General features: G+C 70.9%; 10 protein-coding genes. 4 read left to right on the forward strand and 6 right to left on the reverse strand.

The window, feature by feature from the left end:
• Window positions 1-28: 28 nt before the first annotated feature.
• From QSK18_RS30380 to QSK18_RS30390, 3 genes are all read right to left on the reverse strand, one after another.
• Complete coding sequence (locus QSK18_RS30380) at window positions 29-1099, reverse strand: LacI family DNA-binding transcriptional regulator (protein ID WP_232811650.1); 1071 nt, start codon at window positions 1097-1099, stop codon at window positions 29-31.
• An 82-nt stretch (window positions 1100-1181) separates the two neighbouring features.
• Window positions 1182-1655, reverse strand: coding sequence for a PH domain-containing protein (locus QSK18_RS30385; protein ID WP_232811608.1), 474 nt, complete (start codon window positions 1653-1655; stop codon window positions 1182-1184).
• A 15-nt stretch (window positions 1656-1670) separates the two neighbouring features.
• Window positions 1671-4397: a sensor histidine kinase gene (locus QSK18_RS30390; protein ID WP_285626275.1), complete on the reverse strand. Its 2727-nt coding sequence runs from the start codon at window positions 4395-4397 to the stop codon at window positions 1671-1673.
• Window positions 4398-4495: 98 nt separating this feature from the next.
• Between QSK18_RS30390 and QSK18_RS30395 the strand changes: the two genes are divergently transcribed.
• From QSK18_RS30395 to QSK18_RS30405, 3 genes are all read left to right on the forward strand, one after another.
• On the forward strand, window positions 4496-5476 hold the full coding sequence (locus QSK18_RS30395) for an NAD(P)H-quinone oxidoreductase (RefSeq protein ID WP_232811610.1): 981 nt from the start codon (window positions 4496-4498) through the stop codon (window positions 5474-5476).
• 202 nt (window positions 5477-5678) lie between these two features.
• Window positions 5679-6293, forward strand: coding sequence for a bacterial proteasome activator family protein (locus QSK18_RS30400; RefSeq protein ID WP_408623343.1), 615 nt, complete (start codon window positions 5679-5681; stop codon window positions 6291-6293).
• A 41-nt stretch (window positions 6294-6334) separates the two neighbouring features.
• On the forward strand, window positions 6335-6784 hold the full coding sequence (locus QSK18_RS30405) for a hypothetical protein (RefSeq protein ID WP_232811611.1): 450 nt from the start codon (window positions 6335-6337) through the stop codon (window positions 6782-6784).
• Between the two features lie 375 nt (window positions 6785-7159).
• Here QSK18_RS30405 and QSK18_RS30410 read toward each other — a convergent pair whose 3' ends face one another.
• The gene (locus QSK18_RS30410) at window positions 7160-9886 is read right to left on the reverse strand and encodes a putative bifunctional diguanylate cyclase/phosphodiesterase (protein ID WP_285626280.1); all 2727 of its coding nucleotides are present in this window, start codon (window positions 9884-9886) and stop codon (window positions 7160-7162) included.
• A 119-nt stretch (window positions 9887-10005) separates the two neighbouring features.
• A complete protein-coding gene (locus tag QSK18_RS30415; RefSeq protein ID WP_285626283.1) occupies window positions 10006-10785 on the reverse strand; it encodes a VOC family protein in 780 nt (259 codons plus the stop codon).
• A gap of 103 nt (window positions 10786-10888) precedes the next feature.
• On the opposite strand from QSK18_RS30415, the gene QSK18_RS30420 reads away from it, so the two are divergent.
• Window positions 10889-11596 carry a DUF5710 domain-containing protein gene (locus QSK18_RS30420; RefSeq protein ID WP_232811614.1) on the forward strand — a complete coding sequence of 236 codons (708 nt, stop codon included), beginning with the start codon at window positions 10889-10891 and terminating at the stop codon, window positions 11594-11596.
• On the opposite strand, the gene QSK18_RS30425 is transcribed toward QSK18_RS30420, so the two are convergent.
• Window positions 11580-13895, reverse strand: coding sequence for a putative bifunctional diguanylate cyclase/phosphodiesterase (locus QSK18_RS30425; RefSeq protein WP_232811615.1), 2316 nt, complete (start codon window positions 13893-13895; stop codon window positions 11580-11582). The genes QSK18_RS30420 and QSK18_RS30425 overlap by 17 nt on opposite strands.
• Window positions 13896-14008: the final 113 nt, after the last annotated feature.

Raw genomic sequence — 14008 nt, forward strand, 5'->3', positions numbered from 1 at the left:
TGATGAGAGTTCAGATAACTTGTGGTGATCACCGCAGGTACCGACGTTGTCGAGACCCGGATCGGGCCTCGGAATTACCCATGAGTTGATCGGCGACCGGGGCTGGTGCACATGAGCCCCGAAGATTCAGTTCCCCCCTGAAGAGCAATTGCCGGGCAGGCCCCTTCTCACCGTCCAGACGCCGCAGCAACAAGTCCACGGCCGCCTGACCGATCTGCGCGGCGAACGGTCCGACCGTGCTCATCGGTGGCGTTGTCAGTTCTGCGACCGGGGGCGCCATGTCGATGCACATCATGGACAGATCATCGGGAATTCGCCTCCCGAAATCCGCGGCGGCCCGCATCAGGCCGGGCACGGCGTGCTCACCGGAAACAATGACGGCAGAGACCCGGGCCTCGGTACCGACGAGTTCCTCGAATGCGGCCCGGCCTTCGGCCTCCGACCGCCCGGCGCGCACCGAGACCAGTTCCACCCCCGCCCGCCGGGCCGCCGCAGCGAGCGCCCGGCCCAGTTCCGGCACCTCGTCGCCGGGCGGATGGTCGACGAATCCCAGGATGTGGTGCCCCAGTTCGGCCAGGTGCCCGACGGCCAGCTGGGCCGAGGAGTCGAAATCCGTTGTGATCCGGTCAGGGCCGTCCGAACCGTCGGAGCCGTCCGGGCCGGCGTGGTGACCGATCGTCGTGAACGGCACCCCCGCGTCGGCGAGCACCGGGATCCGCGGGTCCTGGGCCCGCACGTCCATCACCAGCACCCCGTCGACCAGCCCCTGGCCGGCGAAGTTGGCCAGGTCGTCGACGGCCTCGATGCCGGTGGTCCAGAGCATCAGGTGATAACCGCGCTCCTGGGCGTGATCCGAGGCGCCCAGGACGTATTCGAGGGTGCTGAGGCGCAGGTTGCCGGTGTGGGCCGGGAGCAGGAACGCGATGATGCGGCTGCGTTTGCTCTTCAGCCCGCGGGCGAACGCGTTGGGGGTGTAGCCCAGGTCGAGCATGGCCTGCTCGATGCGCTCGCGGGTGGAGACGGAGATCGGGCGGGTACCCGAAAGGGCGTACGAAACGGTGCTGACCGACACACCGGCCAGCCGCGCGACGTCCGCCATCGTAGCCACAGCGCACCTCATCCTCCGAAAGGCGTCGACACTGACAGGACCTCTCGTCTGGCCAGATGTTACGGCGATCGGCTCACCGCCGGAAGGCGTCGGGCCGTCTCGCCTCGATCTCGCGCAGCGTGCCGCGCAGCCGGGCCAGCGCCCGAGGGCGGCTGGTCGGGGCCGTGGGCTGCACCAGGGGCGGCGGCACGTTGATCAGCGAGCCGTCTTTCAGGGTCACCCGGACGGACTCGGAACCCTTGATGCCGGAGGCGATCTCGATCCGCTCGATCTGCTCCCAGGTGGCCCAGCGCTCCCGCAGGAGGTACCGCACGGCCACGCCCTCCTCGTCCGCCTCCAGGTACATCCGCAGGCAGCCCAGGGCGACGGCGAAGAGCCCGGCGGCGATCACGCCGAGGATGCCGCGCGCGGTGGGCGGGACGTCGAGGTAGATGGCCACGAACGAGCAGGCGCAGACCGCGAGCATCACCAGGGCCACCACCGGCACCGGGATCCGCAGGATCAGCGGCGGCAGGGGCGAGTGACGGTCATCGGCAGCGTCGACCACGCCCTCACCATACGTTCAGCGCTCGGGGTTGTCTCCCGGCCGCGGCTGCGGCACCCCCGGCTCGCCCGTGGACTCCCGGCCCTTCTCCGACCCCGAACGCAGCCCGGCGAGCATCGCCCGGACGTGGGCGGCCCGCTGACGGGTGGCCTCCGCAGGAGCAGCGGCCTGGCCGGCCAGGGACGACCGGCTGGCGCTGACCATCGGCACCGGGCCGGTGGCTGCGTGCCGAGGGGCGGGGCGGGCCGGCTCCTCGTCCATCGGCTCGCGCGGTCCGGGCGGCTCCGGCGACGTGAGGGCCGTCGGCTGGGCGGTCGCCTCTTCGAAGCCGGGCTCGTCCTCGGCCGCGGCCGCCTGGGCCGGGATCGGGGGAGCCTCGGTGGGCTCGGCGGGCTGCCGGTCCTCCGGGCTCTCCGGCCAGTCCGCGACCGGCGGCTGGCTGAACTGTTCCGGCGGGGTGAGGTCGTCGTCGGCCGGGACCTGGAAGTTCGGGTCGTCGAGCGGGGTGACCTGGGCCGGGACCGCCTCCGCCGCCGCTGTCTCTGCCTCCGCCTCTGCCGCGGCCTCGCGAGCCTGCCGGTTCAGCACCTCTTCGAGCAGCGACACGGAGTCCTGGGACACCGGCTGTACCGGCTGTACCGGCTGTACCGGCTGCAGGGGCTGCATCGGCTGCATCGGCACGGCGCGAAGGGGCTCGGCGGTGGCCCGGGGCAGGCCGGGCTGAGTCGGCAGCGGACCCCGGACGGTCAGTCCGGCGGCCTGCGCGGCCTGGGCGGCTGCCTGCGCGCCGGCCTGCATTGCGGCCTCGGCCCCCTCCTCGAGCTCACGACGCTGACGGCGCAGCTCGGCCCGGCTGGGGTAGCGCCGAGGGGCCACCGGCTCGGGCTGGGCCGCAGGCTCGGCCTCGTGGGGGTGGGACACGTGCGGCGGGTGGCTCAGCGGGTCGGCCGGCGAATCGGGCTCGGACACCGTGAAGGTGGCCGGGGGTTCCGTCGTCACTGGTTCGATGGGGGCGAAGAACGTCTGGGGGACGGCGGCCCGCCGGCCATGTCGGCGGGGCACTGTCTCGTCGACTGCGGGCGACTCGTCCAGGTTGTGAACATCGTCCGGCGACCCGAGATCGTCCGCAATCGGGTTCGGTTCAGCGGTCAGGGGTTCGTCGTACACCTCGGTCGGCTCGAAAGACTCCTGTTCAAGGGGGTCATGAAGCTCGGACGAGGTCTGCGGCTGCTCGTACGAGACCTCCGGCTCGCTGAACGCCGGGTCCTCGTCCGTTGCCGAAATAGCTGCCAGAGCGGGTGTCTCGGCAAAGGTTGGCGCCTCGCCCGGGGTTGTCGCCTCGTCGAAGGGCTGCGTCTCTTCCGGCAGCAGCGGAGCATTCGCCCCGAACGGCTGGTCGAGCGAGAGCGGCCCGGCCACGGCCACCGGATCGGCCAGAACGGCCGGTGGTTCCGGCATTCCCGGGTATTCGGGCCGGGGCCCGGTGGAACCGAAATCGTCTGCGGCGGGCATGACCTCGGGCTCGGGCACCGGAAGGTCGGTGTAACCCTGCATCTCGGCGTACTCGGAAAGGTCGGTGTGATCGTCGTAGTGCGTGTAGTCGGCCACCGGCGCCTCCGCAAAGGTGGGCTGAGCGCCGTCCTTGAGTTCGATCTTCTCGGCGGGCCGGGCCCCGGCTCCGGTGACGAAGGTGCCCCCGGGCAGGTCCACGCTCACGCACACCCCGCCCGACTCGGCCCGGGACATCTCCACCGTGCACGGCACCTGCCGGGCGAGCCGGCTGACCACGAACAGCCCCAGGTCGAGCGCGCCGATCTCCTCGGTGATCACGGCTTCCGGGTTGCGCAGGCGCTGGTTGGCCCGTTCCAGATCGGCGTCGGAGAAGCCCGGACCGGAGTCCTCGATCCGCACCCGCACCGCGTTCGTCCCCCGCACCGGATCCGCCTGGACCCGGACCCCGCCGGCCGGAAAGGCGTAACCGACCGCGTTCTCGAGCAGTTCGGCCAGCAGGTGCCCGAGCGGGACCACGTGCTCGGCCCGCACCGCCCGGTCGAGCGAGTTCGTGGTGACCACGCGGGAGCCGTTCTCGATCTCGGCGGTGGCGGCCGAGATCACCTCGGACAGCGGCATCGGCTCACTCGCCCGGCGTTCGGTCTCGGCACCGGCGACCACCAGCAGCGATTCGCCGTTGCGGCGCAGCCGGGTGGCCAGCTCCCCCACCCGCCACAGCCCCGACTGAGTCTCCAGCGAGCCGTTGCCGTCCGCCGACAGCTGGTCCAGGCAGGACAGCTGACGGGACACCAGTACCTCGTTGCGCCGCGCCGCCACCACCACCAGTTCGGCCGGATACTGCCGGTGTTCCCGCGGTTCCCGCTGGGCCGGACGGTCCGGTTCGGCCGGTGGCTGGATCACGATCGGCAGCGGGCCTCGCTGCACCGGGACCGCGGGCATCATGGACGAGTGGTGGCGGGTGGCCGCGGCGGTACGGGTCTGTTCGTCGTGCCCCAGGCCGTTGCGCAGCAGGCTCGGCCCGATCGCCAGGGTGAACAGGGTCAGGAGCAGACAGAGGCCGAGCAGCGCGAGCAGGACCGTGCGTGCACCGCCCTCGTTGGCCGCGGCCACGCCGACGGCGCAGACCACGTCGAGCACGAGGGCCGGTACGACGAGCAGGCCGAGCAGCCGGCGTTCACCTGAGGGGGGCACCGTGAGGGTCTCGGCGGCCTGACGGCGCAGATTGAGTGACATCCGATCACGGATTGCAGCCGCCCGGTCACCGCCACGCCGGTGACGTCGAAGCCTCGGCTCCCCGATCCCGGGGCTTCTCGGCCGTATCGTCCTGTTCCATGAAGGCCGTGGTCATCAGTGAGTTCGGCGACCCCGACGTGCTCCGGACGCAGGACGTGCCGGATCCCACCGTCCGCGCCGGCGAGGTCCTCATCGACGTCGCCGCCGCCGGGGTGAACCGCGCCGACCTGCTGCAGCGCGCCGGCCACTACCCGCCCCCGCCCGGCGCCCCGGAATGGCCCGGCATGGAGGTCAGCGGCACGGTCAGCGCGGTCGGCGCCGAGGTCGACCACTGGACCCCGGGCGATCAGGTCTGCGCCCTGCTGACCGGTGGCGGTTATGCCGAGCGGGTAGCCGTGCCCCAGGGCCAGGTGCTGCCCGTGCCCAAGGGGATCGACCTGGTCGACGCGGCGGCCCTGCCCGAGGTCACGGCCACGGTGTGGAGCAACGTCTTCATGGCGGCGGGCCTGCGGCCCAACGAGGTGCTGCTGGTGCACGGCGGTTCCAGCGGTATCGGCACGATGGCGATCCAGCTGGCCCGGCAGGTCGGCGCCCGGGTCGCGGTGACCTGCGGATCGGCCGACAAGCTGGAGCGGTGCCGCGAGCTGGGGGCCGAGATCCTGGTCAACTACCGGGAGCAGGACTTCGTCGAGGTGCTGCAGGAAGCCACCGACGGCCACGGCGCCGACGTGGTGCTGGACAACATGGGCGCCTCCTACCTGGCCCGGAACCTGGCCAGCCTGGCCTACGGCGGCCGGATCGTGATGATCGGCATGCAGGGCGGGGCGAAGACCGAGATCAACCTGAACCACCTGATGCGCCGCCGCGCCGCCCTGATCGCCACCACGCTGCGGGCCCGGCCGGCGGCGGAGAAGGAGGCGATCGTCTCCAGCGTGGGGCAGCACGTCTGGCCGCTGCTCAGCTCGGGCCTGGTGAAGCCGGTGATCCACGCCCGGATGCCGCTGTCGGAGGCGGCCGAGGCGCACCGGGTGATGGCCGCGTCGCAGCACATCGGCAAGATCCTGCTGACGACCCACTGACCACACCAAGCACAGCCAGAATCACGTTCCGTAGTTCAAGTTGAGTCTTGAAGCACCGGCTCTTGCGGGCGTGATGCAGAACACTTCACTCCCAGTCATGTTTCTTCATCGGCTGACCGGCTGATCCGGAGCATCGCCGAGCGGCGGAGATCCGTCTACGCGGAGGGCGAACGCCTCGCGCGGCGCCGAACGGCAGGGCACGATGGGAGCCATGACCAGCCAGCCGCACCCGTCTGCCACCACGGGGGACGTAACCGACATTTCCGATTCCAGCCAGGAGGCCGGCGCCGACGGTGTGGCGGAACGAGTGGTCGTGGTCACCCCCGAGGGCATGGCGGTCACCGGCCCGTCCGACAGCGAGACCAACCCGGCCAACCAGATCGAGCAGCCGGCCAAGGTGATGCGGATCGGCAGCATGATCAAGCAGCTGCTGGAAGAGGTGCGCAACGCCCCGCTCGACGAGGCCGGCCGGGCCCGCCTGGCGGCGATCCACGAGCGCTCGCTGAAGGAACTGGAAGACGGCCTGGCCCCCGAGCTGGTCGAGGAACTGCACTCGATCGTCCTGCCGTTCAGCAGCGACACCGTGCCCACCGACGCCGAGCTGCGGATCGCCCAGGCCCAGCTCGTCGGCTGGCTGGAGGGCCTGTTCCACGGCATCCAGACCGTGCTGTTCGCCCAGCAGATGGCGGCCCGCACCCAGCTCGAGCAGATGCGCCGCGCCCTGCCCGGCAGCCCCGGCGGCGGCCTGCCCCAGGGTGCCGAGGGGCTCGCGGGTCAGCCGCAGGCCCGCCCGGGCGGCACCGGCCAGTACCTGTAGGTCAAGGGCGTCAGGCAGAGAGACGAAGGTCAACCGTGGGGATGCTCGACTGGATCCGGACGCCGGTCATCGGCCCGGGCCCCCTCGGTAACGGCGTGTGGCGCCGCGTGCACGATCGGTTCGCGCGGTCCGTCCGTCGCTACCGGACGGTCATCGAGGTCGTGCCCTCCCGGCCGGTCCGGGCCGAGCTGGCCGAGATCGCCGAGGACCTCGACGAGATCCTCGAACTGGTGCGCGAGGCCTGTGAACACGCCCAGGCGGTGGCCCCCAGCGAGGGCCCGGACGTACCGATCGGCCCCGGCGACGTGTACCTGGACGTGCACCGCCGCCTGGCCCGCGCCGCCACCCTCTGCAGCCGCGCTTCGGAGTCGGCGATGATGACGCGGGTAGCTGTGCGGATGAAGGATGCGGACGGGGTACGCGACCACATCGACGCGGCCCGGCGCACGGTGAAGCAGGTGCGGGAAATGGTCGAGGGCGCCGTCATCTGAGGCGACCGGGTTCACCGGCCTTGGTCGCGAAAGGTGCCACGCAGAAGTTGAATCCGCGCGGTTATCAAGCCTTTGCCCGTGCCTTGAGTCAGCCTCATGCCGTGATGGTCGGTGCCCGGACATGACCTCAAGGGGGAGTTTGTCGAGAGAACACTTGGACGTCCAAGCGTTCTCTCGGGAAACTCCCTCCCCTCCCTGAGGGTGCTCAGCGTGAACACTGGGACCGGAAGCGGATGTCATCATCGCCGCATGGCCAAGACCTTCTGCCGCCGTTGCGGGGTCGAGCTGCGCCGGCGGTTCGGGCGCTGGGTTCATGTGGCGCAGATAGGGCCGGTCGCCTGCCCACAGCCGGAGCCGGAGCCGGAGCGGTAGCGGTCAGGAGCGGGGGGTGCTGGGCAGGGCGAGGGGCTCGGTCGAGGCGGCGACCAGCTTGGACACCACCTCGGCGGGGCCGGGGCGGCCGAAGTGGTAGCCCTGGGCCATGGTGCAGCCGAGTCGGCGCAGGGCCATCAGCTGGCCGTGCTCCTCGATGCCCTCGGCGATCGTCTCCAGTTTCAGGGTGTGGCCCAGCTGCACGATGCTCTGCACCAGGTTGTCCTCGGCGTCCGCCCCGGACAGGCGCTCCACGAACGAGCGGTCGATCTTCAGGATGTCGACCGGGAAGCGGTGCAGGTAGCTCAGTGACGAGTAGCCGGTGCCGAAGTCGTCGATGGCGATCCGGACGCCCAGGTCCTTCAGGGCCTGGAGGGTGCGCACCGTGCTCTCGGTGTCGTTCATCAGCACGCTCTCGGTCATCTCGAGCACCAGGTGCTCGGCCGCCAGCCCGCTCTCGAGCAGCGCCCGATTCACCTCGTCGGCGAAGTCGCGGCGCTGCAGCTGCTTGCCCGACACGTTCACACCGATGCTCAGCGGCATCGACGGTGACAGCTGGGACCACTCCTGGCCCTGGAAACAGGCCTGGCGCAGCACGAACCGGCCCAGGTCGTGGATCAGGCCGGTCTGCTCGGCCAGCGGGATGAAGACGTCGGGCGGGACCATGCCGCGCTCGGGGTGCGGCCAGCGCACCAGGGCCTCCACCCCGACCAGGTCGCCGGAGTCGAGGATGTAGGTGGGCTGGTAGTGCACCTGCAGCTGCTCGTCGGCGATGGCCTTGCGCAGCTCGGCCTCCAGGGCCAGCCGCTCGACCAGGGTGCTGTGCATGCTCGGGTCGTACAGGGCCGGCTCGCCGTCCTGGCGCTCCTTGGCCCGGTACATCGCCAGGTCGGCGTTGCGGATCAGCTGGTCGGCGCCGACCGTGCCGACCGGGGCGCTGGCGATCCCGATGCTGGCCCGGATGAACAGGTCCCGGCCGTCGATCACGATCGCCGCCTCCATCGCCTCGCGGATCCGGCTCGCCACCGTCACGAACTCGTCGCCGGAGGTGGCGCCCTCGACCAGGATGGCGAACTCGTCGCCGCCGAGCCGGGCGATCGTGTCGCCGGGGCGCAGGCAGCCGGTGAGCCGGCGGGCCACGTCGACCAGCAGGGCGTCGCCGGTGGCGTGGCCCAGGCTGTCGTTGACCTCCTTGAACCCGTCCAGGTCGAGGAACAGGACGCCGACGCTCTCGGTGCCGTTGGTGCGCCGGCGCATCGCGTGCCGCACCCGGTCCAGGAACAGCGAGCGGTTGGCCAGGCCGGTCAGGGAGTCGTGGAAGGCCTGGTGGACCAGTTCGTCCTCGAGCTGGCGGCGCTCGCTGATGTCCCGGGAGTTCAGCACGATGGCCTGCACCGACGGGTCGTCGAGGAGGTTGGTCATGGTGTTCTCGATGGTCACCCGGCGCCCGTCGGGGAAGATCGCCCCGATCTCCAACGTGGCGGTGGCCAGCGGCTCGGCGGCGATGCCGGTGAGGGTCTCGGTCATGCTGCGCCGGGACGGCTCGTCCAGGTACTCCTGGATGTCCCGGCCGATCATGATCTGGGGCGGGACGCCGAAGACCCGGGCCACCGAGTCGCTCAGGTAGATGATCCGACCGTGGCGGTCGACCATCGAGACCACGTCGGAGCTGTTCTCGACCAGTGCCTGGAACCGCTTGTGAGAGGTGTTCAGTTCCTGGGTACGGGTGCTCACCCGCTGTTCGAGTTCGCGAGTCAGGGCCGCGTTCTCCTGCAGGCTGAGTAGCTGCCGCACCACCATCAGCAGGATCAGGGCCGAGCGGATCCAGCGGGTGGTGTCGTCGTCGACGCCGGTGATCTCGGGGATCACCAGAGAGGCCGCGGTGGCCGCCACGATGAAGAAGTAGGGCAGCAGCTGGCCGATCTGGCGGGGAATCCGCTCGTTCTCGGTCTCGCTGGGACGCTGCGGCATCAGGGCGGCGACGAACAGCAGGGTGAGCCCGGCCAGCCAGCCGGCGTCGCTCGGGTGGCCGTTGTAGTACTCGCCGGACAGCGAGAGGTAGGTGTAGGCGCTGTCTCCGAGGCAGAACGCGATCACGGCGGCGGAGATCTGCTCCACCGGCAGGGTGGTGCGCACGCCGTCGCCCCGCACGCGCAGCACCAGGTAGGTGGCCAGGGTGATCAGGGCGACGTCGCTCACCGGGTAGTAGAACAGGACGACCTTGCCGAGCACCCCGGTCGAACTGGCCTGGACCACCGGGCCGATCACGCTGACCCAGCCCACCAGCAGCACGGCGGCGCCGATCAGCAGGCCGTCGAGCAGGGCCCGCAGCCGGGCGGCCAGGTTGGGTTCCGGCACCGCCATCTGCAGCAGGCCGACCGCGAACAGCGGGGCGATCAACAGGAAGGGCAGGTCCGCGAGGGACGGGGTGGGCGGTACCCGGTCGAGCAGGACGTAGACCGTCTGGATCGAGGTCCCCAATGCCCAGAACAGGGCCGAGGCGCCGAACATCCGCCAGGTGGTCCGGACCCGGCCCGGAGCACTGCGCTGGGCCCGGACCAGGCAGGCGACCCCGGCCAGCGGGCCCGCCACGAGCAGCGAGAACTGGGAGATCAGGGCGGCGGTGGACCGGGACCCCGGCTGGAGGACCAGGAGCACCGTCACGGTGAACCACCCGGTCACGGCCAGGGCGATCAGCACGGAGCGCAGTCCGGGACGGGTGGTCGTCATGGTGCATCCGTCGTCCGGTGACTATCCGTTAATGATGGTCCGTTGGAGTGCCTCTTTCCCTACTCCCGATCACGATGCCTCTCTCACCGACCCGCCCAGAGGCCCACGAACGTCTTCAATCAGGCGTTCTTCCAGTCGGACAGCGAACTGAGCATGAACCCGGCGCCACCCGGGTCGGCCACTCCGGCCAGCCGCCCGAACGGCGTGTCCTCGGGGCTCATGTTCACGCTGCCCCCGTGCTCCACGATCTTGGCCACGGTGGCGTCCACGTCGTCGCAGCCCAGGTAGAAGTGCCAGTTGGCAGGTACCCCGGGCGGCAGGAACTCGGCGTCCATGATGCCCGCGACCTGCACGCCGTCGGCGATCTGGACGGTGTAGCGGAAGTCGTCGCTGTCGCCGGTGATCTCGGTGTCCCAGGCGAAGGCCGACTTGTAGAACTCGACCGCGGCCGGGTAGTCGGTGGCGTGCATCTCCACCCAGAACGGGGCCCCGTCCTCGTTCCAGATCTGCGTGCCCTGGTGCTGCCGGGGCTGCCAGGCGGCCACCAGGGCGCCCGAGGTGTCGGCCGCGATCAGGAACCGGCCCAGGTCGGCGATGTCCATCGGGTCCATCACGACCGTGCCGCCGGCCTCGCGGACCTTGACCGCGGTGGCGTCGGCGTCGTCGGTCTGCAGGTAGATCATCCAGGCGTCGGGCTGGTCGGGCTGCTGCTTGGCGCCCAGTCCGGCCACGTCCCGGCCGTTGTGCCGGAACATCACGTAGTTGCCGAACTCGTCGCCGCTGACCTCGTAGGTCCAGCCGAAGACGCCGGCGTAGAAGTCGCGCATCCGCTCCGGGTCGGAACTGCTCAGGTCGAACCAGATCGGGGCACCGGAGGGGGCGGTCTCGCGGAAGGGCATGACAGGTCTCCTTGAATGATCTTCGTCTGCGCGGCTCACAGCGTAGTGTGATCAAGCGCTCACAGTGCGGCTTGTCGGATGCTGGACGTGATTCGATGGGGGCGTGGAGCGCATCTGGCTGGACGTGCCGTTCGACGAGAAGGACCAGGCCAAGGCGGCGGGAGCGCGCTGGGACACGGGCCGCCGGTCCTGGTACGCGCCGCGGCCCGGGATGGGCGAGCTGGAACGCTGGACAGCGGCCGAACCGCTGCCCGACCTGCTGCCCGGCGAGGACCGCTCGCTGGGGGCCGGGCTGTTCGTCGACATGGTGCCCTCGACCTGCTGGTTCACCAATGTGCGCTCGTGCGTGAGCCCGCGCGACTGGGAGCGGATCCGCCGCATGGTCACGGCCCGCGCCGGTCAGCGCTGCGAGACCTGCGGTGCCCCGGAGGACCGGAGCCGGCGACGCTGGCTCGAGGTGCACGAGCGCTGGACGTACGACGAGCCCACCCGGGTGCAGCGCCTCGGCCGGCTGATCTGCCTGTGCAGCGACTGCCACACGACCACCCACTACGGCCTGGCCGGGATCCGGGGCCGGGCCTCCGAGGCCCGTGCGCACCTGCAGAAGGTGATGGGGCTGAGCGCCAGTGACGTGGGCATCCTGATCGAGGTGGCCACCGAGCAGTACTACCGGCGCTCCAGTCACCCCTGGGAGCTGGACCTTTCGATCCTGACCGACACCGGCGTCACGGTGACGCCGCCGCCCAGCGCCGAAGATCGGCCGGCCGCGGCCCGGGAAGGGCTGTACCGGTCCTTCAGGGGGCCGAGATGAGTTCCAGCCCGCGCCATTCCGCGCGCCAGCGGTCGAGGTCCTCGGCCGGCATCGGCCGGGCCAGCAGATAGCCCTGGGCCGTGTCGCAGCCGAAACTCACCAGCTTGACCAGGGTCTCAGGGTTCTCCACGCCCTCGGCGACGGTGGTCAGGCCCAGGTTGCGGCCGAGTTCGACCACGCTGCGCACGATCAGCTCCTCGCCCTCGTCCTGTTCCATCGCCTGGACGAACGAGCGGTCCACCTTGAGCTCGCTGATCGGCAGGCTGCGCAGCTGCTTGATGCTGGTGTAGCCGGCCCCGAAGTCGTCGATCGAGATGGTGATGCCCTGCGCGGCCAGGCGCTGCAGCAGCTGCTTGGCCCGGACCGGGTCGGCCATCAGGGCGCTCTCGGTCACCTCGAGCAGCAGCAGGGAGGCGTCCACCCCGTGCTTGGCCAGCAGGCTGCGCACGGTCCGGTCGAACTCGTCGTCGTGCAGGTTGCGGGCCGAGGTGTTCACCGCGATCCGCAGCGGGACCCCGGCGTCCATCCAGACCCGGGCCTGGGTGAGCGCCAGGTCCAGCACGTGCCGGGTGAGAGCCCCGATCAGGCCGGTGTTCTCGGCCAGTGGGATGAAGGCGTCCGGCGGCACCAGACCCCGTTCCGGGTGGCTCCAGCGCAGCAGGGCCTCGACCGAGTGCACCTCGCCGTCGGTGAGCGAGACCTTGGGCTGGTAGACCAGGTACAGCTCGCCGTTGCTGAGGGCCCGGCGCAGGTCGCCGAGCAGGGCCAGGCGCTGGGGGGTGTTCACGTCGTCGCGCGGGTCGTAGCCGGCCACCCCGGTGCTGCGGCCCTTGGCCACGTACATCGCCACGTCGGCGCGCTGCAGCAGGCCCGCGGCCGAGTCCTCGCCGGCCGGGTCGGACACGGCCACACCGATGCTGGCCTCGACGTCCAGCTCGACGCCCTCCACCACGAACGGCTCCTCCAGCGCGTCGTGCAGCTTCCAGGCCACCGCGCAGGCCCCGTTCAGATCGCTGACCTGGGGCAGGAGCACGGCGAACTCGTCACCGCCGAGGCGGGCGACGGTGTCCACCCCGCGCAGCGCCCGCTCCAGGCTCCGGCCGACCTGGATCAGCAGCTCGTCGCCGTAGTGGTGGCCGAGGGTGTCGTTGATCTCCTTGAACCGGTCGAGGTCGAAGATCAGCAGGCCGACCCGGATCCCGTGCCGGGCGCCGTCGCGCAGCGCCTGCTGGGTGCGGTCGGTCAGCAGGGCCCGGTTCGGCAGGCCGGTGAGGTCGTCGTGCAGGGCGCGGCGGCGGATCTCGTTCTGCAGCTCCCGCTGCTGGGTGATGTCGTTGGCGGTCAGCAGTACCCCGGCCAGGTCGGGGACGGCGGTGTGGTCGCGCAGCGAGACCTCGTAGGTGCGCCACAGGCCCTCGTCGTCCTTCTCCCCGCTCTGGTGGGCGGCCGCCTGGATGCGTAGTTCGGTGCGCAGCACCCCGTCGCCCGGCCGCACGCTGACCAGGCTGGTCAGCAGCGTGCTGCGGTCGGCCGGATGGACCCGGCGCAGGACGCTGTCACCGGTTTCCGGATCGTCCGGCCGGACCTCCAGGACACGCGCGGCCGTGGGGGTCAGGAACGTGGTCGTGCCGTCCCGGCGGACCACGGCGATCAGGTTCGAGGACTCCTGGGCGATCAGCCGGTTGCGTTCGGCGATCCGCTCCTGCTGCTCCTGGAGCACCCGGCCCAGCCGGCGGCCGCTGCCGAGCAGCCCGATCATCACGGCGGCCGCCGCGAACGCCACCACCAGAGCACCGTCGCTCAGCCACCGGGCCCGAGTGGCGGCCGACCCGACCGAGTCGGTGAGCTCCTGAAGCCGGGTCAGCATGGTGTCCAGCATCGGGTCGGCCCCGGCCGAGTCGGTCTCGCCCAGTTCCCGCTCCACCACCCGGGCGTAGTCGTGGTGGGCGTACAGCAGTTCGTTCACCCGGTCCTGGTCCAGCCCCGGCCCGGACAGCTGCGAGATCTGCTGGGCAACGTCCTCCTGACTGTCCCGGGTCCAGGTCCGGGCGGCCTCCTCGGTCATCTGCCCGGCCCCGGTGCGCCAGCGGATCGCGTCCTGGGCGTGCACCGCGCTGGTGATCAGGGCCAGTTCCCGTTCGGCCGTGGCCCCCCGTTCGGCCGTGTACCCCAGCCAGAGCGTCGCGGCGGCCGTCACCAGCAGGACCAGCAGGGCGACCCGCACGGCTCGGCTGTACCTGCGCACCTGCTCCGGCCGGGGCGGCCCTGGGGGCCGGGCGCGACGCAGGGACAAGGGCATGTCGTGGGTTTCGGCGGACGCGGCGCACCAGTCAAGCTCTGATACCGACAAGCTTTGGGTACTGGTAACCCCCGGGCGTCTGACGGCCTCCGTGGGATGTCACCGATAATCGG

The sequence above is a fragment of the Kineosporia sp. NBRC 101677 genome (assembly GCF_030269265.1).
Classification (GTDB): Bacteria; Actinomycetota; Actinomycetes; order Actinomycetales; family Kineosporiaceae; genus Kineosporia; species Kineosporia rhizophila.

Bases quoted from the DNA above. Each gene is read 5' to 3' on its own strand.
- QSK18_RS30380 (WP_232811650.1), bottom strand. From the start codon at position 1,099: ATGGCGGACGTCGCGCGGCTGGCCGGTGTGTCGGTCAGCACCGTTTCG.
- QSK18_RS30405 (WP_232811611.1), top strand. From the start codon at position 6,335: ATGCTCGACTGGATCCGGACGCCGGTCATCGGCCCGGGCCCCCTCGGT.
- QSK18_RS30410 (WP_285626280.1), bottom strand. From the start codon at position 9,886: ATGACGACCACCCGTCCCGGACTGCGCTCCGTGCTGATCGCCCTGGCC.
- QSK18_RS30415 (WP_285626283.1), bottom strand. From the start codon at position 10,785: ATGCCCTTCCGCGAGACCGCCCCCTCCGGTGCCCCGATCTGGTTCGAC.
- QSK18_RS30425 (WP_232811615.1), bottom strand. From the start codon at position 13,895: ATGCCCTTGTCCCTGCGTCGCGCCCGGCCCCCAGGGCCGCCCCGGCCG.
- QSK18_RS30395 (WP_232811610.1), top strand. From the start codon at position 4,496: ATGAAGGCCGTGGTCATCAGTGAGTTCGGCGACCCCGACGTGCTCCGG.
- QSK18_RS30400 (WP_408623343.1), top strand. From the start codon at position 5,679: ATGGGAGCCATGACCAGCCAGCCGCACCCGTCTGCCACCACGGGGGAC.
- QSK18_RS30390 (WP_285626275.1), bottom strand. From the start codon at position 4,397: ATGTCACTCAATCTGCGCCGTCAGGCCGCCGAGACCCTCACGGTGCCC.